Origin of the sequence: Enterobacter mori (assembly GCF_025244905.1) — a bacterium.
GTDB lineage: Bacteria > Pseudomonadota > Gammaproteobacteria > Enterobacterales > Enterobacteriaceae > Enterobacter > Enterobacter mori_A.
In genome coordinates this window covers 2,362,849-2,386,090 of record NZ_CP104285.1, presented here as the reverse complement: position 1 = coordinate 2,386,090, position 23,242 = coordinate 2,362,849, and the positions used below count along the sequence as shown (strand labels likewise).

Below are 23,242 nucleotides of genomic sequence, written 5' to 3'. Positions count from 1 at the left end.
AGCGGGGGAAAGGGGGTTTGGCTAGTGGGTATTCGATGGTGCGGTCTGTTGCCCCTCATCGTAACCCTCTCCCCAATGAGAGAGGGAACGGTTCGGGCGCAGAATTAAATCGAGGTACGGCGATAGCTGCGGTATTCAGGCATCCAGAAGTTATCATCGATAGCCTGCTGCAGCGCGTCGGCAGAGGTTTTCACCGCCACGCCCTGCTGCTGCGCCATTTTACCCACCGCAAACGCGATAGCGCGCGACACCTTGTGAATGTCCTTCAGTTCCGGCAGCACCAGCCCTTCGCCGTTGTTGACCAGCGGCGAATAGCCCGCAAGGGTTTCGCTCGCTGACATCAGCATCTCATCGGTAATGCGGGACGCGCCGGAGGCGATCACGCCCAGACCAATGCCCGGGAAGATATAGGAGTTGTTGCACTGGGCGATCGGATAGGTTTTATCCTTCCATACCACCGGATCGAACGGGCTGCCGGTGGCAACCAGCGCGTTACCTTCGGTCCAGGCGATGATGTCCTGCGGCGTCGCTTCCACGCGGGAGGTCGGGTTAGAAAGCGGCATCACGATAGGGCGCTCGCAGTGCTTGTGCATCTCGCGAATAATCTCTTCGGTGAAGAGACCGGTTTGCCCGGAAACGCCGATCAGAATATCCGGCTTCACGTTGCGCACCACGTCCAGCAGGGAGAGCACTTCGTTGTCGGTGTCCCAGTTCTTCAGGTTCTCGCGCTTCTGCACCAGCTTGGTCTGGAACGGCAGCAGGTTCGGCATACCGTCGGTCAGCAGGCCGAAACGGTCCACCATAAAGACGCGGGAGCGGGCCAGCTCTTCGCTTAAGCCTTCGCGCTGCGTCTGGGCGATAATCTGCTCGGCGATGCCGCAGCCCGCAGAGCCTGCGCCCAGGAAGACGATTTTCTGGTAGCTCAGCTGGCTGCCGGCTGCGCGGCTGGCGGCGATAAGCGTACCCACGGTCACCGCTGCGGTGCCCTGGATGTCGTCGTTAAAGGAGCAGATCTCATCGCGATAGCGGTTCAGCAGCGGCATCGCGTTTTTCTGCGCAAAGTCTTCAAACTGCAGCAGAACGTCCGGCCAGCGGTGCTTCACGGCCTGAATGAAATCGTCGACAAACTGATAGTACTCGTCGTCGGTAATGCGCGGATGACGCCAGCCCATGTACAGCGGATCGTTCAACAGTTGCTGGTTGTTGGTGCCGACATCCAGCACCACCGGCAGGGTGTACGCCGGGCTGATGCCGCCGCAGGCGGTGTAGAGAGAGAGTTTACCGATTGGGATCCCCATCCCGCCAATGCCCTGGTCGCCGAGGCCGAGAATACGTTCCCCGTCCGTCACCACAATCACTTTAATATTGTGGTTCGGCACGTTCTGCAGAATGTCGTCCATGTTGTGACGGTTCTGATAAGAGATAAAGACGCCGCGTGAGCGACGGTAGATCTCAGAGAAGCGTTCGCACGCCGCACCCACCGTTGGGGTGTAGATCACCGGCATCATCTCTTCGAGATGGTTTTGCACCAGGCGATAGAAGAGGGTTTCGTTGGTGTCCTGGATGTTGCGCAGGTAGATGTGTTTGTCGATCTCGGTTTTGAAGCCCTGATACTGGATCCACGCGCGCTCTGCCTGCTCTTCAATGGTTTCAACCACTTCCGGCAGCAGGCCAAGCAGGTTAAAGCTGCTGCGCTCTTCCATGCTGAAGGCGCTGCCTTTGTTGAGCAGGGGGAATTCGAGTAAAACCGGGCCGGCATAAGGGATATATAAGGAACGATGTTTTTTCAGTTTGTTGTCCATGTCACTCACTCTTTATTTGAAGATCCGTCCCTGACACTGCTGTTTGTCATCTTTCTGGCCTGTGCTACGGGGTGCGGTCGGGCGGTATTATAAAGGAGCTAAATATTAATTACCGCAACACATAAACAAAAACACCATCGGTTTTGCCGATGGTGTTCTGGATCTCAGTCTGGAACTTACTTGCCCGCGTGGCGTTTTCTGCCGGTGGCGTGAGTGACTTGCGTTTCGTGGTCGCCTTCAATCACCACTTTGCGCTGATTTGAAAGCTTGTAGTTCAGTCCCAGAATATGGCGTGCCTGACGGTTCGATTTCATGTTAACTCCTCAATCCTGTTGATAGTTTTAAGGACAAGTTTGCTTACGCAAACGAAATGTAACCCCTTAGGTTGCAGATCCAGCTTAGCAGGTTTTTACAAAGGTGCGTTTCGCCCGCTAACGACATAGTTAATGGTCTGCTGGTAGATGTCACTGAGGATGGCATTGTCGGTGGTTTCCACCCACTTGGTCAGTTCCATCAAAATGTCATCTTCAGTCACAGCACCGTGCTCGGCGTGAAGACCCTGCGCAATGGCGTTAACGAGTTCCGGTTGTGCTGCTGTAGTATTTGCCGGGTAATAAGTAAACATGCTGCCTCCGTGTCGTTGTCTGTTTAATGTTACGGCGTGCAAAAATATAATTCACATTCAGAATGGCAAATATTTACGGCGCTGTGTGTAAGATTCATCTTAGAATTAAAAAAGTCATAAGTGCATGCTTTTATGTGCTTTTAAAAAGGAGGGGAAATTAATGGGAGAGTGGGCGGATATTTGCGCGTTGCTCCTGCTATCACGGAAATATAGCAGGAGCAGATGTTAACCTACCACTTCATTTCGCCGGTATTCACCTTAGCGCTTAACTCAAGAGAACTGACTTCGGCCAGGTCCGGCTGCTGTTTTTTCATCGCGGCAATCACGCCAGCAGAATCCTTATGCTTAGCCAATGCCTGTTCAAACTGCTGCAGATACGTGCGGGTAAAGTCGATAGCGCCGGTTCCGGCTGGCGGCGTGCCGAGGTAGTGGCCCGGGATCACGCGCTCTGGCTTGTGCGCGGCCATATTATCCAGGGTTTCCCGCCACTGCTGACGACGATCCGACGTTTGGGTATCCGCTGTCCAGACGTGAATGCCCCAGGAGACGCCGGTGCCGCCGAGGATAGTCTTCGCTGACGGAATCCACACATAGGCCGCGTAGCTGTCTGGCTCCTCAATATCGATCTTTTCTCCGTCAACCATAAACGTGGTGGACGCGAGCACCTGCGGGACGACCAGCTCCGTTGGCGCGCCGTCTTTCATCTGCGGACCCCAGAAGGCGAGCTTGGCGTCTTTGGTGGCTTTGATATGGTCAACCACATGCTGGGTGGCCACCACTTTGGCATTCGGGAAGGCTTTCACCAGCGGCTGAAGGCCAAAATAGAAATCCGGATCGCCGGAGGTGATCACAATTTTGTTCAGCGTTTTCCCGCTTTTGCGGATTTTTTCTACCAGCGCTTCGCCATCTTTCACGCTGAACTGCGCGTCAAACAGCACCGCCTCTTTCGGGCCAGAGACCAGCGTGGAGGAGACCGCAAAAATGCCTTTTTCCTGCGGGTTATAGGTATCAATGGTCAACGGCGCGGCAAACACAGCCGGAGTGAAAAGAGTGGAAAGCAGGGCAAGGTGAGTGAGTTTCATGCTGTTGTCTCTGTTGTTCAGGAATATCGCTATTGTACGGATATTCGCATTTGCCAGAATTCCTGAAACAAGACATGCTTTGTTTCATAAATCGAGCAAATGGAGTCTTATATGGATCGCGTTATTGCTGCTCAGGTCTATAACCGAATATGCGAGCTGGGGAGCCTGAGCGCGGCAGCCCGCGCGCTGGGTATTTCTCGCCCAATGGTCAGTCGCTATCTGGAACAGATGGAAAAGTGGGCGGGAACGCGGCTGGTAAACCGCTCGACGCGCAAGCTAACGCTGACGGCGGCAGGGGAAAAGGTGCTGCAAAAAACGCGCACGCTTTCGCAGCTGTCGCAAGAAATTGAAGATCAGTCGGCAAAAGATTTGCCTTCAGGCACGCTGCGGGTGGCCTGCGCGCATTTTACCGCTATGCACATAATCGCTCCGGTGCTGCCCGATCTGCTGTCCCGGTTTCCGCAACTGCGTATTGAGCTGGACGTGAACAACCATCCGGTAAGCCTTGTCGGAGAGCGGATTGACGTGGCGATTCGTATCACGGATAACCCGGAACCGGGAATGATTGCCCGCAGGCTGGGGGAGTGCTGCTCCGTACTCTGTGCATCGCCGCAGTATCTCGCTGCCCACGGCACGCCAGTACATGCGGATGATTTGGCGCAGCACAACTGTCTGCACTACAGCTTTTTCGCAGGCCAGTCGTGGCACTTCATGACGCCGGAAGGGGAAAACGTCAGCGTCGCCGTAAGCGGCAACCTCAGCGCCAGCATCTCATCATTGTTGATGGATGCGGCAGAGAAGCACTGCGGCATTGCGATGCTGCCAGAGCAGGAAGCACACACCGCGATTGAGCAGGGTACGCTGGTCCCGTTGCTGAGCGGGCTGAAACCCAAAACCTTAGCCATCCACGGTATTTATCAGTCCCGGGAATATCAGCCCGCAGCACTGCGCGTTTTTCTTGACGAAATTGCGCGTCATCTGTCAAACGACGCCCGGCAGGACGGATAGCTATTTCGCATTCAGCCAGGGGGATGACGTGCTCCAGAAGATGATATCAGCGCCGAGATAATTCTCTGCAAACTGCACAAACTCATTCCTGGTGAACGGTTTACCGGTCGCCGGGTTGCGGTAGGTCAGGGTAGGCTCCTGAACGGCCATGGCGACGAGTGCCAGTTTATCTTTGTATTGATTGAAGAAAGGGTAAGCGTTTTTCATGTGCGCCTTGCGGTTGGGAACGATATCCGGGCCGCCAAGGCCGATGTTATTGGCGCTGGCGAAGGCAAACAGGCGTCCCATGTAATTGCGATCGTTATTCCACTCGCACGGCCAGAAGTTGACATACTGCACGACACGGGATTGGCTGAATGCCTTTCGCGCATAGGCCAGGTTTTCCATTTCACCGGCAAAGTAGTTATCACATGAAAATCCCTTCGGTGGTTTTTTCTCGTCAAGATCTATCGCCGTTTCGGGGAGATTCACGCCATACACCCGGCCATCAAATTGCTTAGCAATGGCCGCCAGTAGCGCCTGATACCGCTGGCGCACGGCGGGATCCCACTGTTGCGCTACCCAGCCCGAACCAACCGGCTTACCTTCCCCTGGGTTATCAAACTGCGGCGCAATGCCGCCGCCATATTGCTTATCCTTCATCAGATAGTCAGGAACATAGCGGGCATCTTTTTCGAAAAAACGATCCTGAATTTGAATAAAGAGTTTTTTATTGGCGGCCTTGAGGCGCGCCAAATCCTGTTCAATCTGCGAGAAGTCATAGCTGTCCTTCTCTTTCTCCAGCGCGCGCCAGCTGTAGACGATCTGCACACCGCCAATGTCGCTTCGCGCAATAAGAGGGAACGCCGCGTCAAGATCGCCTGAACTGGTATAAATAAAGTTTTCCGGCGTCTTCGCCAGCAGAGACAGCGACATAGCAAGCGTTGTTACCGCGAGGACCATCCTGATTTTGAGTGTCATTTGTTTATCCTTGTTGTCGGTAGGGCAGAGGTAAGTTACGGAATTGTCTGGGTTCAGGGGAGTGCCAGAGGCATAGTCTATACTTAACCCTTTGTATGCCAAAAGGAGAGCAAGAATGACGATTCATAAGCACGGTTCGGCACACTGGTCTGGTGACATCAAATCAGGAAAAGGGACGGTTTCAACGGAAAGTGGCGTCCTGAATCAACAGCCTTACGGCTTTAACACCCGTTTTGAAGGCGCTAAAGGCACGAACCCGGAAGAGTTGATTGGCGCAGCACACGCCGCCTGTTTCTCAATGGCGCTGTCGCTGATGATTGGTGAAGCGGGCTTCACCGCGGATTCCATTGACACCACGGCGGATGTCTCACTGGATAAAACCGACGGTGGTTTTGCGATTACGAAAATTGCGCTTACCAGTAAGGTCACCGTACCGGGTATTGACCCGCAGAAATTCGACGGCATCATCCAGAAGGCCAAAGCGGGCTGTCCGGTATCGCAGGTATTGAAAGCGGAAATCACGCTGGATTATAAGCTCAACTAAGTCAAAAGCCGGGCGCCCGCCCGGCTAGCCCTTCAATGCTGTCGGGAACACGTCACCCAGCCACGCAATAAATGCCCGCAGGCGATGCGTCAGATGCCGGTTCTGCGGATAAACCACGTGAAAAGGATAATCCGCAGGACGCCATTCATGAAGGATTTCAACTAACGATCCGGTTCTCAAAGCGGAACGGGCCGCGTAGCCAAACGTCTGAATAATTCCCAGCCCCGCGACCGCCGCCGCCAGGTGCGCATTGCTTTCGTTCACCCCAAGATAGTGCGGCACGCTGATTTCCAGCGCCTCGTCGTTTTCTCTGAAACGAAAAGGAAACGCCCGTCCGGTCACGGGTGAGAGATAGCTCACCAGCTTGTGGCCATTGCGCAGCTCTTGCGGGTACGCCGGGATGCCGTGACGCTTCAAATAATCGGGTGATGCACAGGTCACCCTTTCCGCCTCTCCGATATGTCGGGCAATCAGCGTCGAATCATCGAGCGGGCCACCGCGAATGACGCAGTCCACGTTTCCGCCTATCAAATCTACCGGGCGGTCAGCCACGCCCAGATCGATGCGAATATCCGGATACCGCTGCATAAAGTCCGGCAGAAGGGGGATCAGCACGTCGCGGGCGGTGGAGCCGCCGACGTCAATGCGCAAATGCCCTTTGGGTGTACAACATGAGGCACGAAACGAGGTGTCGATATCTTCAATATCAATCAGCACCCGCAGGGCTTTTTCATAGTATTCGGTCCCCTCCTGCGTCGTCACGACGCGGCGGGTCGTCCGGTGCAGCAGCCTCGTTTCCAGATGCTTTTCCAGCGATTTGACCAGTTTACTCAGGGTGGCGATCGGCATGTTCAGAGAATCTGCCGCACGCGTGAAGCTGCCGGATTCGACGACTCGCGTAAACGCCCGCATCGCCAGTAATTGATCCATGCGATCCCCCGGATTATTTCTCTGTGTGAATAGTCATTTTCATTTTTGCCCATTTTTCACCAATAACGCCAGCGATAAAGTGTGTTCAACCCAACTCCCTCATTAAAGGTAAATAAAATGAACACAACACTCGCAGGAAAAATTGCACTGGTAACCGGCGGCAGCACAGGTATTGGTCTGGCAACCGCGCAGGAGCTGGCGGCACAGGGTGCCAAAGTTTATATCACCGGTCGCCGCCAGGCTGAGCTGGATGCCGCCGTGGCCAACGTCGGTGCCGCTGCTGTGGGTATCCGTGCAGACGTCTCTTCACTTGCCGATCTCGACCGGATCTACGCCCAAATTGCGCAGGAAGCAGGTCATCTGGATATCCTGTTTGCTAACGCAGGCGGCGGGGACATGCTGCCGCTCGGGGCCATTACCGAAGAGCAGTTTGACCGGATCTTCGGCACCAACGTGCGGGGCGTACTGTTTACGGTACAAAAAGCGCTGCCGCTGTTGGTCACCGGTTCATCCATTATCCTTACGGGATCGACCGTGTCGGTGAAAGGGACCGCCAACTTCAGCGTGTACAGCGCAAGTAAAGCCGCCGTGCGTAACTTTGCCCGCTCCTGGGCACTGGATTTGCAGGGGCGGGGCATTCGCGTCAACGTCGTCAGCCCTGGTCCAGTCAAAACTCCGGGACTGGGTGACCTGGTACCGGAAGCGCAGCGCCAGGGGTTATATGACGCACTGGCCGCTCAGGTTCCGCTGGGACGCTTAGGGGCTCCAGGAGAAGTCGGAAAAGCGGTGGCGTTTCTGGCCTCCGATGCGGCCAGCTTTATTAACGCTGTCGAACTGTTTGTCGATGGCGGGATGGCGCAAATCTAACCTGCATTTCGCCAGCAGCGCACGTTCCGGCCCTCACTAGAGGGCTGTAACGGCTGAGGGCGTTCACATCCCTGCGTTGCCATCGGGCAGCGGTCGAGAAAATAACACCCTTCAGGCAGATGGCGGTTACCGGGAAGGTCCGTTTTACGCAGCGCCAGCGCCTCATCCAGCGGCACGCCGGTTTTCGGGACGGAGTCCAGCAGCAGCCGTGTATAAGGGTGCAGGGGATCCCCCAGAACCTGCGCGGCGCTTCCCAGCTCAACGATTTGCCCCAGATACATCACCGCCACGCGGTCGCTCATGTGCCGGACCACCGAGACGTTATGCGAGATCAGCACATAAGTGAGATTGCGCTGCTGCTGTAGCTTGATCAGCAGATTGAGGATCTGCGCCTGCACGGAGATATCCAGTGCGCTTGTGGGTTCATCCAGCACGATGACGTCGGGATCGGAGGAGAGCGCACGGGCGATGGCGATACGCTGGCGCTGGCCGCCCGAAAACGCATGGGGGAGCCGATCGAGGTACTCCGGACGAATCCCTACCTGCAGCGCCAGGTCCTCAGCAAGCTGGCGACGTTCACGTTCGCCGCTGCGTTTTTGCACCCACACCGGCTCGGTGATAATCCGCCAGACCGGCAAACGCGGATCGAGGGACGAGAGCGGATCCTGAAACACCATTTGCATATCCCCAGCATGGTCCGTCCGCTGGCAAACGCCGGTACTGGGTTTGAGCATCCCCATCAGCAGCTGCGCTAACGTGCTTTTGCCGCAGCCGGACTCTCCGACAATGCCCAGCGTTTCTCCCCGATGGAGCTGAAGATCCAGCCCGTTAAGGGCGTGAACCTGCTCGGTAACGCGTCCAAGCCAGTTTTTACGCGCGGTAAAGTTCACGTGCACGCTGGCCAGTTCCAGCAGAATGTCAGACATGGTGTGCCTCCTGTTGCAGATACCAGCATGCCGCCTGTTGACCTTCAGCACCATGGGGCATCAGGCGAGGCGTTTCGCCGCATTTCGCGCCTGCGGCAAAACAGCGCTCGCGAAATGCGCACCCGCGCGGAAGCTGGCTAAGGTTGGGTACCGTACCTGGAATGGCGGGAAGAACATCGCGAGGTTGGCCGTTTTCCGGTGCGCACTGCAGCAGGCCGATGGAATAGGGATGAACGGGATGATGAATTAACGTCTGCGTGGCACCGCTCTCTATCACGCTCCCTGCATACATCACGTACATCCGGTCACAAAGCTGCGACACCACCGCCATATCGTGGCTAATAAACAGTACCGAGGTACCGCTGGCGCGTGCTTTATGCTTCAGTAACCGCAGCACCTGCAGCTGGACGGTCACATCCAGCGCGGTGGTTGGCTCATCCGCAACGATCAGCTCCGGCTCGCAGGAGAAGGCAAGGGCAATCATCACCCGCTGACGCATGCCGCCGGAAAGCTCAAACGGATAGCGCTCCATCACTCTGGCCGCATCGGGAATTTGCATCTCCTCCAGCAGGTTGATGGCTTTTTGCTGCGCCTCCCGCCGGGAGAGCGGCTGATGCTGGCGGATCACCTCCACCATCTGTTTTCCGATGCGCCGGGTGGGATTGAGCGCCGTCATCGGCTCCTGAAAAATCATCGCCACCTTCGCGCCGCGCCACTGGCGAAGCTGTTTTTCCGTGGCGTTCAGCACGTCTTCACCCAGCAGAGTGACCTTTCCGTGATGAATATGGTAACTGCCTTCCGGCAGCAGGCGCATCGCCAGCATCGCCGTCACCGATTTACCCGAACCGGATTCGCCCACCACGCCGACGATCTCCCCACGTTTGATCTCCAGCGAGACGTGGTTAAGCGCATGAACGTCACCGCGAAAAATCGGGAAGCTCAGGTGTAAATCTTCTATCGCTAAAACGGAATCACTCATCACTGTTTTCCTCCCGATTTCGGATCCAGCAGGTCGCGGAGCCCATCGCCAAACAGGTTAAAACCGACGGCGGTGATCAGAATCGCCGCGCCCGGAAAGGCGCAGTACCACCACTGGTCAAGCACGTAGTTGCGGCCAACGGCGACCATCGCACCCCATTCGGCGGTGGGCTGCTGCGCGCCTAAACCAATGAAGCCCAGCGTGGCGGCCATCAGGATCGCGCTACCGATATCCAGCGAGGCCTGCACAATCAGCGGCGGCAGGGCGTTGCGCAGGATGTGCCAGCTGATCAAGTGCCATCGCGAAGCGCCAAAGGTGCGTGCGGCCTGCACATAGGTAAACTGGCGCACCACCAGCGTTTGCCCCCGCGCCAGACGGACATAAAACGGAATGCGCACAATCGCAATCGCCAGCATGGCGTTAAACAGGCTCGGGCCGAGCGCGGCGGCCAGCGCCATCGTCAGCACCAGCGAAGGGATGGAGAGCATAATGTCCATGATCCGCATGATAATAGCGTCACCGCGTCCGCCCAGCACGCCGGACAAACAGCCGAGCAGCGAGCCAATACCGCCCGCGATCGCCACTACGGCTAACCCTGCGGTAATGGATTGCTGGCTGCCAATCAGCACCCGGCTGAACAGATCGCGGCCCACTTCATCGGTGCCAAACCAGTGTTGCGCAGACGGTGCCTGCAGGCGTGCGGTCAGGTCGAGCGCGTTAGGGTCGTGCGGTACGATCCACGGTGATGTCACCATTAGCGCCAGCATCAGCAGCATAATCACGCCGCCAATCAGCGTGAGCGGGCTTTGGCGCAGCATCCAGAACAGCTTTGCCCAGTTGATGCGCTGTTTCGCGGGTTTTACGGGGACGGATGTTTCCTGGGTTAACATCATTCGGCACCTCCGCGCCCGATTCGTGGGTCAATCCACAGATAAAGCAGATCCACCACCAGATTGACGAAGACATACGCCAGCGATACCACCACCGCAAAGCCCATTACAGCCGGAAAATCCAGCGCCTGAATAGAGGTCACCACCCAGGCACCCATTCCCGGCCAGGCAAAGACGGTTTCGGTCAGCACCGCACCGTAAAGCAGATCGCCCAGCGCCAGCCCGAGCACGGTAATCGACGGGATCATCGCATTGGGCAGAGCATAGCGCAGGACGATGTACCAGCCCGGCAGGCCGCTGGCGCGGGCGGTGCGGATGTAATCCTCGCTGAGCTGCTCCAGCATTGCCGAGCGTACCTGTCGCGCCACAATGCCAAGGTGAACAAACGCCAGGGTTAGCGAGGGTAAAATCAGGTGCTGCAGCGCATTGAAGAACACCTCGCCGTTGCCCTCCAGTAGCGCATCCAGCAGGTAAAACCCAGTCACGTGCGCGGGCGGATCGAGCCAGTCGTCCAGCCTGCCGCCGCCGGGCAGGATCTGCAGCTGTCCGTAAAACAGCACAATCACCCCCAGACCCAGCCAAAACGCGGGCGTGGAAATGCCGGTCATCGCCATCAGCCGCACCAGATGATCCAGCCAGCGGTTACGATAGACCGCGGATAAAATGCCCAGCGGCACGCCAATCACCAGCGCCAGCAGCAGGGAGCAAAAGGCCAGTTCCAGCGTGGCGGGAAAAAAGGCCTTCAAATCTTCCGCCACCGGCCGCCCCGTGCGGATGGAGGTGCCTAAATCACCGTGCGCCAGCGCGTCTACGTAGCGACCAAACTGGACCCAGAGCGGCTGGTCCAGCCCCAGCTGCTGGCGGATGCTCTGGACCATTTCGTCGCTGGCGCGGTCACCGGCCAGCAGGCGGGCCGGATCGCCGGGGATCATGTGTGAAATAACAAACGTAATAATACAGACACCGGCCACCACCAGGATTAACCCCCAGCAGCGCTGGCGCAAAATGCTCCAGAACGTCATACATTTTCCCCCGGCGAGAGCCGCTACTTGCTCATGGTGGCGATGTTGAACACCTGCTCAAGCATCGGATTAAAGGTGAAGCCTTTGACCTCTTTGTTCATCGCCAGCTGGTAGTTTTTCTGGAACAGATAAACGTAGGCCGCCTCGTCAATCACCACGTTTTGCGCCTGCTGGTAATCTTTGGTGCGCTCGGCCTGGTCAGTGGTTTTCAGCGCCGCCTGAAGCAGGGCATCGACCTCTTTGTTCTCATAGAACGAGCGGTTGCCCGGCAGCCCTTTCTTGTCCGATTCGAACCAGTAGTTCATGAACATATACGGGTCGGCAAAGTCCGGGCTCCAGTTGCCGATGGCAATGTCGTAATCGCCTTTGCCCACGCGGTCGCGCATGGTGGCGTTGGCCAGTTTCTCCAGCTTGACGTTAATCCCGAGCTTGCCGAGGCTCGCCTGGGTGGAGAGGGCAATCGGCTCCCAGTTCGGATCGTTGTCGGAATAGAGGAACGTCAGGCTGGCGGGTTTATCTTTCACTTTTTCCAGCGCCGCTTTGGCTTTGGCCTCGTCAAAGCTGTACTGCATGGCGGTGGCGTCATAGCCCCACATGCCGTCCGGGATCGGGCCGCGCATCTGTTTGCCGTTGCCGCTCAGAATACCTTTCACCATCCCCTGATAGTCCGTCGCCCAGGAGACTGCCCGGCGTAAATCAGCCTGGTTCATCGGCGCTTTGCTGTTGTTAAGATAGAGATAGGTCACGCGCAGGGACGGGTATTCCGCGACGGTCACTTTGCCTTCCTGCTTGAGGGCGGAAAGCTGATCCACCGGCAGAGCATCGGCGATGTCCAGATCGCCACGGGAAAGCTGCAGGCGGCGCGATGCGCTCTCGCCAATGATCTTCACTGACACGCGCTTAAAGTGCGGCTTGTTGCCCTGCCAGTGTGGGTTCGGTACCAGCACCAGCTGCTGGCCTTTCTGCCAGCTTTTCAGCATAAACGGGCCAGATCCCGCCGTGTTCTGTGCCAGAAAACCGCGTGCATCGTCGGCGGCATTGGCTTTCAGGGCTGCCGGGTTAATGATGGAGGCACCGTCGTTCGCCAGCGTATAGAGGAACGGGGCAAACGGCTGACTGAGGGTAAATTTCACCGTGTGCGCATCGACCGCATCAATCTTGAGATCTTTCGGGAAAGCTTCCGACGGACCCTGACCGATTTTAAGCAGGCGTTCGAAGGATAGCTTGACCGCCTCGGCGGTGACCGGCGTACCGTCGGAGAATCGGGCGTTGTCCGTCAGGGTAAATGTCCACTCTCTCTGGTCGTCGGACGCTTTCCAGCCCGTCGACAGATCGCCTTCTACCTCGGTCGTGCCCGGCTTGTACTTCACCAGACGTTGGTAGGACGGGTAGGTGACCGTCCAGTCGTTGTTATCAATCGTCACCGCCGGGTCGAGAGTTTGCGGGTCGGCCGCCTTGCCAATCACCAGCATATCTTTGGGGACGGCTGCCAGTGCAGCGGTAGAAGTTAACGCCAGCGTAGCGGCGATCAGCGTGGTCAGAAGCGTTTTTTTCATGGCCGGGCTCCAGTATTAACGTGCAGCGTGTGTGGTCGAAAAACAGGGGAATTGATCGTCTAACAGCGGGTAGCCCGCGGCGTTTGGCAGCTCGAAATGCCACCATTCGCTGCTGATGCCCACGAATCCGCCGCCAAACATAATGGCGTTGAGCAGCAGGCGGTTGCGCTGTGCCTGCGGCGGTACGGAAGGGTGATACGGATGCGAGCGGTCGTGCATTTCGTCAAACCCGGCGCCCATATCCAGCACGTTACCCCGTTCATCCATCAAGGTGACGTCGATGGCGGTCCCCCGGCTGTGGTTCGAGCCAATGGCCACATCAACCACGTATTCCGGGTTCGGACAGGCATCCCACAGCTGCGCCTGAGCTTCTTGTGGGCGGTAGGCGTCATAGACCACCAGTTTCAGTCCTGCCAGGGTAGCAATACCGATTGATTTCGCTAACGCGGTAGCCGCATCGGTATGCAGCAAGCACCGCGCTTCCTGATAAATCGGCCTGCCGGTGATGTTGTCAGCGGTGGCGTATTTAAGATCGATATGCAGCGCGGGAAACGTCTTCGCCACATCAACCAGTTGATACTCGTCGGACATTGATCCACTCCTTTAGCGTTCGAATTGACCAAACTCTTGTTGTAGCTGACGGTTTACCGCGAGGCGTTCCGGCAGCGCTTCACCCAGTGCTTCCACTACGCCCGAGAGCAGCAGGTTGAACAGGCAACTGACGGGGGCAAGTGAATCCCAGAAGTGCCCGGTATCGGTTTTCACCTGCAGCAAATCGATGGGGTAATCCCGCGCCCATGGACACCAGATATCGGTAATGAGCGCCATCGGAATGCCTTTTTCACTCGCGACGCGACAGTACTGACGGGCGATAGCGGAGTAGGCACGGGTATCGGTCAGCACCACATAGGGGTTCGCAAACCCGGAGTTCAGGGACTCCACCCAACTGCCAGATAACCCTTCTGAGTAGCTCACGCGCGGGCGCAGATATTCCAGATGGCTGAAGAATGCATTGGCGATCCCGCGCGTTGACTGAATACCCAGCACAAATACCGCGTCTGCACGGGCAAGCTGATGGACTACCTGTCTGAAGACCTCGCTTTGCGCCAGCTGGTATACCTGCGTAATCGCGTCGATTTCCAGTGAAAGCGAATGCTGAACGCGGTCCGACAGCGGTTGCTGCTGCTGCCACGAGTCAAGGCGCTCGTTCATGCCCCAGGGCTGATAAGGGTCGCGCAGGCTTTTTTTGGCATCGTCAAGATTGCGGTAGCCCAGCTTGCGCAGGAAACGCCCGACGGTGATCCCGCTGGTCCCGGTAATCAGCGCCACGCTTTCTGCCGTTTCAAAGGGGATCTGCGCGGCGTGCGCCAGCATCCAGCTCGCCACTCGCTTTTCGCTTGGCGTGAGCTGACTGAAGGTCGCTTCGATACGGCTCAGCACTTCGGGTTGTGTCGTCATACCGCCTCGCTGTTAACTGGCTGTCAATTGCCGATATTTTGTTACCTGATTAACAATGCAGGACGCGTGCCATGTTCACAGTGGGGGTAAAACCCGCTATGCAGCAAAGTTAATGCAATATTTATTTAACTAATGATCAACATTTGTGCAGCGTAGTTCACTTTTGGTGCATAGGCCGAAGCGGAGAAGAATGATTTTGGTGAATACGTCAGTGACCTCACATTTTTGTTAAGATTGAAGGACACTGAGCTGGAAAGGAAAATCGGCATGGCGAATTGGCCCTGGCGTGTCAGCGTGCGGCTGATCGCGTTCGCAAAGAAATGTATCCTGGTATTGGGGATTATTCTGTTTGTACTGCTCGCCGTGCGGGTTTATCTCTCGCAGCAGGGCCCGGAACTCCACCGCTGGCACACCTGGCGCGCGGATGAAATGTCTGTACAAGAGATGGACAAGGCAAATTTCGCCCAGTACCTGGCCCGCGAAAACGCCATTTTCAACGCGCTTGAAAAAGAGGTGACGGCCACAACGGAAGCAGAAGAGCAGACCCCCCTCAATCGCTACAACCGCCAGAGCCTGGTGTGGCCCGGACAGTTTTCACCCGATGCCAACCGTTCATTTGTGCTGATGCCGGAAGGGAAGCCGCGCGGGGCGGTGGTGCTGCTCCACGGACTGACGGATTCGCCTTACAGCGTAAAACACCTTGCAGTTAACTATCAGCAGCACGGCTTTGTCGCCGTCGTTCCGCGCCTGCCCGGTCATGGCACCGCGCCCGGTGCGTTAACGGATGTCGACTGGGAGATGTGGCTGGCGGCAACCCGGCTTGCCGTACGTGAAGCGACGCGTCTGGCGGGTGATGCGGTGCCGCTGCACCTGGTGGGGTATTCCAACGGCGGGGCACTGGCCATGAAGTATGCCCTTGATGCGCTCGACGCCCCGACGTTGCGTAAACCTCAGCAACTGGTTCTGCTGTCACCCATGATTGGCGTCACGGCATTCGCCCGTTTTGCCGGATTCGCCGGGTTACCCGCGATGTTACCGGCATTTGCCAAAGCCGCGTGGCTCAACATTGCCCCAGAATATAACCCTTACAAATATAATTCGTTTCCGGTAAATGCGGCGCGACAGTCGTGGTTACTGACGCAGGCGTTGCAGCAGCAGCTTAGCCACGATGCACAGAACCACCGCCTCGCCCAGCTCGCGCCTGCGATTGCGTTTCAGTCCATCATGGATTCTACGGTCAGTACACGGGCGGTGGTGACGGAGCTGTTTGACCAGCTTCCGGCAAACGGCAGTGAACTGGTGGTATTTGATATCAACCAGGCGGCAAGTTTCCGCCCGTTGTTTAAACCCTCCTCATGGACAGCGCTTGCCGATCTCCTGCCTGTGGCAAAAAGACGTTACAGTGTCACTGTGGTAACCAACCGCAGGACAAACAGTAATGACACGGTTGCTAAGATTACGCCTGCAGAGAGTACGCGTGAAACGGTCGTTCCGCTTTCCACTTCGTATCCACAAGAGGTCTATTCTCTCTCGCATGTGGCCATCCCGTTTCCTCCCGAAGATGACCTGTATGGCCGTCATCCGGAGGTCAAAAACCGCTATGGCATCAGCCTGGGGACCATTGCGCTGTGGGGTGAGACTTCGGTTCTTAGCGTTGGGAAGGATGCGCTCATGCGTGTCACGTCGAATCCATTTTACGACTACATGCAGGAGCGGATTAACAGGCGCATCGACGGGCATTAATTGGTTTAATGAATAAATTAGGCCGCAAGGGGGAAGTATGTTAAACAATAACTTCCAGACGTTTACCTCAAATTCGGACCCGATTCTGTGCTTACTACCCTTATTTATCGAAGCCAGTTGAATTTATCCTGCAGCTCTGCGGAGCTCAGCGCGCTGGTTGAAAAGGCCAGGATCCGTAATACGGGGGAGAACATCACCGGTATTCTTCTCTCAAACGGAAGCGAAATTCTGCAAATCCTCGAAGGGAAGGAGGAGAGCGTGGTGAAACTCTTCCATAAGATCCGTGAAGATAAACGGCATGCAGGCGTGGTGGAGCTCATGCGTGATTACGGTCCGCGCCGACGTTTCGACAACGTCGGTATGCTGCTGTTTGATCTGCAAATCCAGTCGCAGAAAGAGGTTCTGGAATCGGTTCTGCATTACAGCAAGCTCGAGAGTTATCTGACATCTGACGATCGGGTGTTCAAATTTATCCAGTCGTTTATCACCGGCAATAAATCGACATCGTCTGGCTCACACTACGAACCGGAGAAATGGACGCTTTCCCGCGAGAGCACCTCTTTTAGTCCCGCCCTGGGGCTGTTTGCCGATCAACCCTGCCAGTTTGCCCTTCAGCCGATTGTCGAGCCCTCGGAAGGCAAAATTAGCTCTTTTGAAGCGCTGATTCGCGGAAATGACGGCGGAAGCCCGGAGCATTTCTTCAATGCTCTCGATCCGGATAAGATTTACGAGGTCGATCTGCAAACCAAAGCCTATGCCTTTGCGCTGGCCGAAAAACTGAGGATCGGGAGTCACAAAATTGCAGTGAACCTGCTGCCAATGTCGCTGGTGAATGTGCCTGGCGCGGTTGAGTTTCTGGTTGAACAGATTTACAGGTACGGTTTACAGCCTGAACAGGTCATCATCGAAGTGACCGAAAACGAGATGATTTCCGGTTTCAATAAGTTTAACAGCGCCATTAAACAGCTGCGTGCAGAAGGGATTGGTCTGGCCATCGACGATTTTGGCTCTGGCTATGCCGGACTTTCTCTGCTGACCCGGTTCCAGCCGGATAAGATTAAAATCGACCGGGAGATTGTCAGCAATATTCACCTGAGCGGTCCGAAGCAGGCGATTGTGCGCTCAATCATTAGCTGCTGTACCGACCTTGAAATTTCCCTGGTGGCTGAAGGCATCGAGAAGCTCGAAGAGTGGTTCTGGCTTGAGTCTGCCGGAATACGCCGTTTTCAGGGCTTTTTGTTTGCCCGCCCACAGCTGAATGGCGTGTCTGATATTAATTGGCCGCATATGACGCGTTGATCACGCATTCCATACAATTCCTCCTCGGCTATTTCCCCCTCATGCCAGGCTGTGCTTAAATAGCTAAAACGGTTTAACATTGTTTAGCAAAGAGGATGACATGAAAAAGATCTGGGTTCTTGGTGATGCCGTCGTGGATCTCCTGCCAGATGGGGAAGGCAGGTTACTGCAATGCCCCGGCGGCGCACCGGCAAACGTGGCGGTTGGTGTTGCGCGGCTGGGGGGAAACAGCGCGTTTATCGGCAGAGTGGGCGACGATCCTTTTGGCCGATTTATGTATCAGATATTAGCTGATGAGCAGGTTGAGGTGCAGCAGATGCGCCTTGACCCGTCGCATCGCACCTCCACGGTGGTTGTCGATCTGGATGACCATGGCGAACGCTCATTTACCTTTATGGTGCGCCCGAGCGCCGATTTGTTTCTGGAACCCGCCGATCTGCCGTCGTTCAGCGACGGCGAGTGGCTGCACGTTTGTTCCATCGCCTTAAGCGCAGAACCGAGCCGCTCTGCGGCGTTTCAGGCGATGGCCTCAATCAGAGCAGCGGACGGTTACGTCAGTTTCGACCCCAATATTCGCCCGGATCTCTGGGCTGATGAGAACGAACTTCGCCGCTGCCTCGAACTGGCTTTGCAGCACGCAGACGTGGTCAAACTCTCCGTTGAGGAACTGACGTTTTTAACTCACGACGCCCAGGTAAAAACCGGGCTGGAGTCACTCATGCGCCGCTGCCCGGCCCGTCTGGTGCTGGTCACGCTGGGTAAAGAGGGCGTTATCGCCTGGCATGATGGCGCCGTGAAACACTATCCGGCAACCTCCGTGGAGTGCGTCGATACGACCGGTGCAGGCGATGCCTTCGTGGCCGGTCTTCTCTACGGGCTGGCCGCCGGTCAGGAACTTGTCCCGGTTATCGGACTCGCGCAGCGCTGCGGCGCGTTAGCCACGACGGCGAAAGGCGCAATGACCGCGCTGCCTTACCATCACGATCTGTAATTTCCCCTCCCATGGCCGCCCGTCGGCGGCCTGAATTGTCGCCTCGATCACACAAACTAAATCGGTTTAGCAAAAAACGTTGCCGATCTAAATTTCACAGGTTTAGTATCAGCAACCTAAACCGGTTTAGCAATTTAGCACTTTTAATAAATTCTTTTAGGGATGCGACAAAATGTATAAAAAACGCAGACTTGCCGTGATGATAGGCATGCTGGCCGGCAGTACCTCTGTTTGTGCCCAAACGGATATGACAAGTATCGAAGCGCGCCTTGCCGCGATGGAGCAGCGCCTCCAGGCTGCGGAAACCCGCGCACAGGTTGCCGAGAAACGCGCCACGGCGGCGGAACAAAAAACGCAGCAGCTGGTGGCGGCTCAGCAGCAGGCGCAAACCACGACTCAGGAGGTGGCGCAACGTACGACGGTGCTGGAGAAAAAAGCCGACCAGAGCAGCGGGTTCGAGTTCCACGGCTACGCCCGTTCCGGGCTGCTGATGAACGACGCGGCCTCCAGCAGTAAAAGTGGTCCATACCTGACGCCAGCCGGGGAAACCGGTGGTGCGGTAGGGCGTCTGGGTAACGAAGCAGACACCTACGTTGAGCTGAACGTGGAGCACAAACAGACGCTCGACAGCGGGGCAACCACCCGCTTCAAGGCAATGCTCGCCGATGGCCAGAAGACCTATAACGACTGGTCCGCCGATACCAGCGATCTCAACATTCGTCAGGCCTTTGCCGAGCTGGGAAATCTGCCGGATTTTACCGGCGCGCTAAAGGGCAGCACCTTCTGGGCGGGTAAACGATTCGATCGCGATAACTTTGACATTCACTGGCTGGACTCCGACGTGGTGTTTCTCGCCGGAACCGGCGGCGGCGTGTATGACGTGAAGTGGAACGAGACCCTGCGCAGCAACTTCTCGATTTATGGCCGTAACTTTGGCAGCGAAGAGGAGATCGACAATAACGTTCAGAACTACATCCTCAGCATGAACCACTTCGCCGGTCCGCTCCAGGTCATGGTCAGCGGCTTACGGGCCAAGGATAATGACGACCGTAAAGACAGCAGCGGCGATCTGATTAAAACTGATGCGGCGAACAACGGCGTGCATGCCCTGGTCGGCCTGCATAACGACAGTTTCTACGGACTGCGTGAAGGTTCCGCCAAAACGGCGCTGCTCTACGGCCACGGTCTGGGAGCCGAGGTCAAAAGCATCGGTTCGGATGGCGCGTTGCTGTCGGAGGCCGATACCTGGCGCTTTGCAAGTTACGGTGTCACGCCTCTCGGTGGTGGCTGGCATATCGCTCCTGCCGTGCTGGCGCAAAGCAGCAAGGACCGCTACGTGAAAGGCGACAGCTATGAGTGGGTCACCCTGAATACGCGCCTGATCAAAGAGGTCACGCAGAATTTCGCCCTTGCGTTCGAGGGCAGCTATCAGTACATGGACTTAAACCCGGAAGGCTACAAGGACCGCAATGCGGTCAACGGCAGCTTCTACAAGCTGACCTTCGCCCCGACGTTAAAAGCGGGCAAGATCGGCGATTTCTTCAGCCGTCCGGAGCTGCGCCTGTTTGCCACCTGGATGGACTGGAGCAGCAAACTGGATAATTACGCCAGCGATGATGCCTTTGGCAGTAGCGGCTTCAACGCTGGCGGGGAATGGAACTTTGGGGTTCAGATGGAAACCTGGTTTTAACCCATCACGCTCCCGCCTGGCGGGAGCGTTTCGCACATCATAAAAAAGAAGTCAGGCAGAGGTATCTATGGATTTTAATCAAATCGCCCGTGAGCTTATTCCGCTGCTCGGTGGCAAGGAAAACATCGCCAGCGCCGCCCACTGTGCAACGCGTCTTCGTCTGGTACTGGTCGATGACGCGCTTGCCGATCAGCAGGCTATCGGCAAGGTCGACGGTGTAAAAGGCTGTTTTCGTAACGCCGGGCAGATGCAGGTAATTTTTGGCACGGGCGTGGTCAACAAGGTTTACGCGGCGTTCATTCAGGCGGCGGGGATCGGTGAATCCAGCAAGTCGGAAGCGGCGGATATCGCGGCGCGCAAGCTCAACCCGTTCCAGCGCATCGCGCGTCTGCTCTCCAATATTTTTGTGCCGATTATCCCGGCGATTGTGGCCTCGGGTCTGCTGATGGGGCTGCTCGGGATGGTGAAAACCTACGGCTGGGTTAACGCGGACAACGCGCTCTACATCATGCTGGACATGTGCAGCTCGGCGGCGTTTATCATCCTGCCTATCCTGATTGGCTTCACCGCCGCACGCGAGTTTGGCGGTAACCCCTATCTGGGGGCCACGCTGGGCGGGATCCTGACGCACCCGGCGCTGACCAACGCCTGGGGCGTGGCGTCCGGCTTCCACACCATGAACTTCTTCGGGCTTGAGATTGCCATGATTGGCTATCAGGGCACGGTGTTCCCGGTGCTGCTGGCCGTCTGGTTTATGAGCATCGTCGAGAAAAACCTGCGCCGCGCGATCCCGGACGCGCTGGATCTGATTTTGACGCCTTTTCTGACCGTGGTGATCTCCGGCTTTATTGCGCTGTTAATTATCGGCCCGGCAGGGCGCGCGCTGGGCGACGGCATCTCCTTTATCCTGAGTACGCTTATTGAACACGCGGGCTGGCTGGCCGGGCTGCTGTTTGGTGGGCTGTATTCGGTGATTGTGATCACCGGTATTCACCACAGCTTCCACGCCATCGAAGCCGGGCTGCTGGGTAACCCGTCGATTGGCGTTAACTTCCTGCTGCCAATCTGGGCCATGGCAAACGTGGCGCAGGGCGGTGCCTGTCTGGCGGTATGGTTCAAGACCAAAGATGCCAAAATCAAAGCCATTACCTTACCCTCGGCGTTCTCTGCGATGCTGGGCATCACCGAAGCGGCCATTTTTGGTATCAACCTGCGCTTTGTAAAACCCTTTATCGCCGCGCTGATTGGCGGTGCGGTGGGCGGTGCCTGGGTGGTATCGGTCCATGTCTACATGACCGCCGTTGGGCTGACCGCTATTCCGGGAATGGCCATTGTGCAGGCCAGCTCGCTGCTCAACTATATTATCGGCATGATGATTGCGTTCGGCGTGGCGTTTACCGTCTCGCTGCTGCTGAAATATAAAACGGACTCTGAATAATGACCTTAGCTTCCCGCTGGCCTGCGATATTGCAGGCCGTCATGAAGGGCCAGCCGCGCGCGCTGGTCGACAGCCATTACCCCGAGTGGCACGCCGCGCCGGCGACGGGGCTGATGAACGATCCCAACGGGTTTATCTGGTTCGCCGGGCGCTACCACCTGTTTTATCAGTGGAACCCGCTGGCGTGCGATCATCGCTACAAGTGCTGGGGACACTGGAGTTCAGCGGATCTGCTGCACTGGCAGCATGAGCCGCTGGCGCTCATGCCGGATGAAGAGTATGACCGCAACGGCTGCTACTCCGGCAGCGCCGTGGACAACAGCGGCGTGCTGACGCTGTGCTACACCGGCAACGTTAAGTTTGACGACGGCAGCCGCACCGCCTGGCAATGTCTGGCCGTCGAACAACCGGATGGAAGCTTTAAAAAACTGGGCCCGGTGCTGCCGCTGCCGGAAGGCTACACCGGCCACGTGCGCGACCCGAAGGTGTGGCAACACGACGGTCTATGGTACATGGTGCTCGGCGCGCAGGATCTGCAAAAGCGTGGCAAGGTGCTGCTGTTTACATCAGCCGATTTGCACGCCTGGACCTCCTGCGGGGAGATCGCCGGTCACGGCGTCAACGGTCTGTCGGACGCAGGCTATATGTGGGAGTGCCCGGACCTGTTTGCCCTCGACGGGACGCACGTTTTGATCTGCTGTCCGCAAGGGCTGGCGCGCGAACCGCATCGTTACCTCAATACGTATCCGGCGACCTGGATGAGTGGGGCATTCGACTATCAGCGCGCGACGTTTGATCACGGTGAGTTATACGAACTGGACGCCGGGTTCGAGTTCTACGCCCCGCAAACCACGCTGGCGGAAGACGGACGGCGTATCCTGATTGGCTGGATGGGCGTGCCGGACGGGGAAGAGATGCTCCAGCCGACGCGCGCCCATGGCTGGATGCACCAGATGACCTGCCCGCGTGAACTGCGGTATCGCGACGGCAGGCTGTGGCAAACGCCCGCTCACGAACTGGAAACGCTGCGCGAGACTGAATGTCAGTGGCAGGGTACAGCCCGCAATGCGCCCGTTCTGAATGCGACGAGTCTTGAGTTTGAGCTGGAAACGTCGTGTGTGAATGTGGATTTTGCCGGCGCGATGCGCCTTCGCTGGGATGAGAAGGGGCTGCGTCTCGAACGCGCCAGCCTGAAAAACGGGGAAACGTTGACCCGCTACTGGCAGGGCGACGTTAACCATGTACGCGTTCTGTGCGACCGTTCCAGCGTTGAGATTTTCATCAATCATGGCGAAGGGGTGATGAGCAGCCGCTATTTTCCTGCCCATCCGGCTCAGGTGCGCTTCGAAGGTGCGTCCGACATCACATTACGCTACTGGTCGCTGCGCCGCTGCATGATAGAATAGGGGTTTTGGCAGCTGGATCTAAGTCG

General features: G+C 56.9%; 22 protein-coding genes. 9 read left to right on the top strand and 13 right to left on the bottom strand.

From position 1 onward, the window contains the following. Window positions 1–104 precede the first annotated feature (104 nt). From N2K86_RS11320 to N2K86_RS11305, 4 genes are all read right to left on the bottom strand, one after another. On the bottom strand, window positions 105–1,802 hold the full coding sequence (locus tag N2K86_RS11320; protein WP_028013235.1) for an NAD-dependent malic enzyme: 1,698 nt from the start codon (window positions 1,800–1,802) through the stop codon (window positions 105–107). A 176-nt stretch (window positions 1,803–1,978) separates the two neighbouring features. Further along, window positions 1,979–2,116, bottom strand: a complete 138-nt coding sequence (gene sra, locus N2K86_RS11315; RefSeq protein WP_008501714.1) for a stationary-phase-induced ribosome-associated protein — start codon at window positions 2,114–2,116, stop codon at window positions 1,979–1,981. 95 nt (window positions 2,117–2,211) lie between these two features. After that, the gene (gene bdm / locus N2K86_RS11310; RefSeq protein WP_260661606.1) at window positions 2,212–2,427 is read right to left on the bottom strand and encodes a biofilm-dependent modulation protein; all 216 of its coding nucleotides are present in this window, start codon (window positions 2,425–2,427) and stop codon (window positions 2,212–2,214) included. Window positions 2,428–2,657: 230 nt separating this feature from the next. Further along, a complete protein-coding gene (locus tag N2K86_RS11305) occupies window positions 2,658–3,509 on the bottom strand; it encodes a Vmh family MBL fold metallo-hydrolase (RefSeq protein ID WP_260661605.1) in 852 nt (283 codons plus the stop codon). A gap of 111 nt (window positions 3,510–3,620) precedes the next feature. Between N2K86_RS11305 and N2K86_RS11300 the strand changes: the two genes are divergently transcribed. After that, entirely contained in the window at window positions 3,621–4,517 is an 897-nt protein-coding gene (locus N2K86_RS11300; protein ID WP_260661604.1) for a LysR family transcriptional regulator, read from the top strand. Here the strand turns inward: N2K86_RS11300 and N2K86_RS11295 are convergent, their stop codons facing one another. After that, window positions 4,518–5,477, bottom strand: a complete 960-nt coding sequence (locus N2K86_RS11295; RefSeq protein ID WP_260661603.1) for a hypothetical protein — start codon at window positions 5,475–5,477, stop codon at window positions 4,518–4,520. 115 nt (window positions 5,478–5,592) lie between these two features. Between N2K86_RS11295 and N2K86_RS11290 the strand changes: the two genes are divergently transcribed. Next, entirely contained in the window at window positions 5,593–6,021 is a 429-nt protein-coding gene (locus N2K86_RS11290) for an OsmC family protein (RefSeq protein ID WP_108417415.1), read from the top strand. A 24-nt stretch (window positions 6,022–6,045) separates the two neighbouring features. Here the strand turns inward: N2K86_RS11290 and N2K86_RS11285 are convergent, their stop codons facing one another. After that, window positions 6,046–6,951 carry a LysR family transcriptional regulator gene (locus N2K86_RS11285; RefSeq protein ID WP_260661602.1) on the bottom strand — a complete coding sequence of 302 codons (906 nt, stop codon included), beginning with the start codon at window positions 6,949–6,951 and terminating at the stop codon, window positions 6,046–6,048. Between the two features lie 117 nt (window positions 6,952–7,068). Here N2K86_RS11285 and N2K86_RS11280 point away from each other — a divergent pair, with 117 nt between their 5' ends. Further along, on the top strand, window positions 7,069–7,818 hold the full coding sequence (locus tag N2K86_RS11280) for an SDR family oxidoreductase (RefSeq protein WP_260661601.1): 750 nt from the start codon (window positions 7,069–7,071) through the stop codon (window positions 7,816–7,818). Here N2K86_RS11280 and N2K86_RS11275 read toward each other — a convergent pair. Genes N2K86_RS11275 through N2K86_RS11245 form a run of 7 tightly spaced genes read right to left on the bottom strand, consistent with a single transcriptional unit; the run spans window position 7,815 to window position 14,649 of the window. Continuing rightward, on the bottom strand, window positions 7,815–8,744 hold the full coding sequence (locus N2K86_RS11275; RefSeq protein WP_260661600.1) for an ABC transporter ATP-binding protein: 930 nt from the start codon (window positions 8,742–8,744) through the stop codon (window positions 7,815–7,817). The genes N2K86_RS11280 and N2K86_RS11275 overlap by 4 nt on opposite strands. Next, a complete protein-coding gene (locus N2K86_RS11270; protein WP_260661599.1) occupies window positions 8,737–9,723 on the bottom strand; it encodes an ABC transporter ATP-binding protein in 987 nt (328 codons plus the stop codon). Before N2K86_RS11270 ends, N2K86_RS11275 begins: the two co-directional genes overlap by 8 nt. Beyond that, window positions 9,723–10,616, bottom strand: a complete 894-nt coding sequence (ddpC, locus tag N2K86_RS11265) for a D,D-dipeptide ABC transporter permease (protein WP_260661598.1) — start codon at window positions 10,614–10,616, stop codon at window positions 9,723–9,725. The genes N2K86_RS11270 and ddpC overlap by 1 nt, the downstream gene beginning before the upstream one ends. Then, a complete protein-coding gene (locus N2K86_RS11260) occupies window positions 10,613–11,635 on the bottom strand; it encodes an ABC transporter permease (protein WP_260661597.1) in 1,023 nt (340 codons plus the stop codon). The genes ddpC and N2K86_RS11260 overlap by 4 nt, the downstream gene beginning before the upstream one ends. Window positions 11,636–11,658: 23 nt before the next feature. Then, a complete protein-coding gene (locus N2K86_RS11255; RefSeq protein ID WP_260661596.1) occupies window positions 11,659–13,191 on the bottom strand; it encodes an ABC transporter substrate-binding protein in 1,533 nt (510 codons plus the stop codon). Window positions 13,192–13,206: 15 nt separating this feature from the next. After that, the gene (gene ddpX / locus N2K86_RS11250) at window positions 13,207–13,782 is read right to left on the bottom strand and encodes a D-alanyl-D-alanine dipeptidase (RefSeq protein WP_260661595.1); all 576 of its coding nucleotides are present in this window, start codon (window positions 13,780–13,782) and stop codon (window positions 13,207–13,209) included. 12 nt (window positions 13,783–13,794) lie between these two features. Further along, window positions 13,795–14,649 (bottom strand): MurR/RpiR family transcriptional regulator, encoded by an 855-nt coding sequence (locus N2K86_RS11245; RefSeq protein ID WP_260661594.1) that lies wholly within the window; start codon window positions 14,647–14,649, stop codon window positions 13,795–13,797. A 267-nt stretch (window positions 14,650–14,916) separates the two neighbouring features. Between N2K86_RS11245 and N2K86_RS11240 the strand changes: the two genes are divergently transcribed. The 6 genes from N2K86_RS11240 (at window position 14,917) to N2K86_RS11215 (ending at window position 23,216) form a co-directional block, all read left to right on the top strand. After that, window positions 14,917–16,392 (top strand): alpha/beta hydrolase, encoded by a 1,476-nt coding sequence (locus N2K86_RS11240; RefSeq protein WP_260661593.1) that lies wholly within the window; start codon window positions 14,917–14,919, stop codon window positions 16,390–16,392. A gap of 87 nt (window positions 16,393–16,479) precedes the next feature. Beyond that, window positions 16,480–17,691, top strand: a complete 1,212-nt coding sequence (locus tag N2K86_RS11235; RefSeq protein WP_260661592.1) for a diguanylate phosphodiesterase — start codon at window positions 16,480–16,482, stop codon at window positions 17,689–17,691. Between the two features lie 100 nt (window positions 17,692–17,791). Beyond that, window positions 17,792–18,682: an aminoimidazole riboside kinase gene (locus N2K86_RS11230; protein ID WP_260661591.1), complete on the top strand. Its 891-nt coding sequence runs from the start codon at window positions 17,792–17,794 to the stop codon at window positions 18,680–18,682. Between the two features lie 172 nt (window positions 18,683–18,854). Then, entirely contained in the window at window positions 18,855–20,372 is a 1,518-nt protein-coding gene (locus N2K86_RS11225; protein WP_260661590.1) for a carbohydrate porin, read from the top strand. 67 nt (window positions 20,373–20,439) lie between these two features. After that, window positions 20,440–21,810 carry a sucrose-specific PTS transporter subunit IIBC gene (locus N2K86_RS11220; RefSeq protein WP_260661589.1) on the top strand — a complete coding sequence of 457 codons (1,371 nt, stop codon included), beginning with the start codon at window positions 20,440–20,442 and terminating at the stop codon, window positions 21,808–21,810. Continuing rightward, window positions 21,810–23,216 (top strand): sucrose-6-phosphate hydrolase, encoded by a 1,407-nt coding sequence (locus tag N2K86_RS11215; protein ID WP_260661588.1) that lies wholly within the window; start codon window positions 21,810–21,812, stop codon window positions 23,214–23,216. The genes N2K86_RS11220 and N2K86_RS11215 overlap by 1 nt, the downstream gene beginning before the upstream one ends. Window positions 23,217–23,242 lie beyond the last annotated feature (26 nt).

Bases quoted from the DNA above. Each gene is read 5' to 3' on its own strand.
- N2K86_RS11320 (WP_028013235.1), bottom strand. From the start codon at position 1,802: ATGGACAACAAACTGAAAAAACATCGTTCCTTATATATCCCTTATGCC.
- sra (WP_008501714.1), bottom strand. From the start codon at position 2,116: ATGAAATCGAACCGTCAGGCACGCCATATTCTGGGACTGAACTACAAG.
- bdm (WP_260661606.1), bottom strand. From the start codon at position 2,427: ATGTTTACTTATTACCCGGCAAATACTACAGCAGCACAACCGGAACTC.
- N2K86_RS11305 (WP_260661605.1), bottom strand. From the start codon at position 3,509: ATGAAACTCACTCACCTTGCCCTGCTTTCCACTCTTTTCACTCCGGCT.
- N2K86_RS11300 (WP_260661604.1), top strand. From the start codon at position 3,621: ATGGATCGCGTTATTGCTGCTCAGGTCTATAACCGAATATGCGAGCTG.
- N2K86_RS11295 (WP_260661603.1), bottom strand. From the start codon at position 5,477: ATGACACTCAAAATCAGGATGGTCCTCGCGGTAACAACGCTTGCTATG.
- N2K86_RS11290 (WP_108417415.1), top strand. From the start codon at position 5,593: ATGACGATTCATAAGCACGGTTCGGCACACTGGTCTGGTGACATCAAA.
- N2K86_RS11285 (WP_260661602.1), bottom strand. From the start codon at position 6,951: ATGGATCAATTACTGGCGATGCGGGCGTTTACGCGAGTCGTCGAATCC.
- N2K86_RS11280 (WP_260661601.1), top strand. From the start codon at position 7,069: ATGAACACAACACTCGCAGGAAAAATTGCACTGGTAACCGGCGGCAGC.
- N2K86_RS11275 (WP_260661600.1), bottom strand. From the start codon at position 8,744: ATGTCTGACATTCTGCTGGAACTGGCCAGCGTGCACGTGAACTTTACC.
- N2K86_RS11270 (WP_260661599.1), bottom strand. From the start codon at position 9,723: ATGAGTGATTCCGTTTTAGCGATAGAAGATTTACACCTGAGCTTCCCG.
- ddpC (WP_260661598.1), bottom strand. From the start codon at position 10,616: ATGATGTTAACCCAGGAAACATCCGTCCCCGTAAAACCCGCGAAACAG.
- N2K86_RS11260 (WP_260661597.1), bottom strand. From the start codon at position 11,635: ATGACGTTCTGGAGCATTTTGCGCCAGCGCTGCTGGGGGTTAATCCTG.
- N2K86_RS11255 (WP_260661596.1), bottom strand. From the start codon at position 13,191: ATGAAAAAAACGCTTCTGACCACGCTGATCGCCGCTACGCTGGCGTTA.
- ddpX (WP_260661595.1), bottom strand. From the start codon at position 13,782: ATGTCCGACGAGTATCAACTGGTTGATGTGGCGAAGACGTTTCCCGCG.
- N2K86_RS11245 (WP_260661594.1), bottom strand. From the start codon at position 14,649: ATGACGACACAACCCGAAGTGCTGAGCCGTATCGAAGCGACCTTCAGT.
- N2K86_RS11240 (WP_260661593.1), top strand. From the start codon at position 14,917: ATGGCGAATTGGCCCTGGCGTGTCAGCGTGCGGCTGATCGCGTTCGCA.
- N2K86_RS11230 (WP_260661591.1), top strand. From the start codon at position 17,792: ATGAAAAAGATCTGGGTTCTTGGTGATGCCGTCGTGGATCTCCTGCCA.
- N2K86_RS11225 (WP_260661590.1), top strand. From the start codon at position 18,855: ATGTATAAAAAACGCAGACTTGCCGTGATGATAGGCATGCTGGCCGGC.
- N2K86_RS11220 (WP_260661589.1), top strand. From the start codon at position 20,440: ATGGATTTTAATCAAATCGCCCGTGAGCTTATTCCGCTGCTCGGTGGC.
- N2K86_RS11215 (WP_260661588.1), top strand. From the start codon at position 21,810: ATGACCTTAGCTTCCCGCTGGCCTGCGATATTGCAGGCCGTCATGAAG.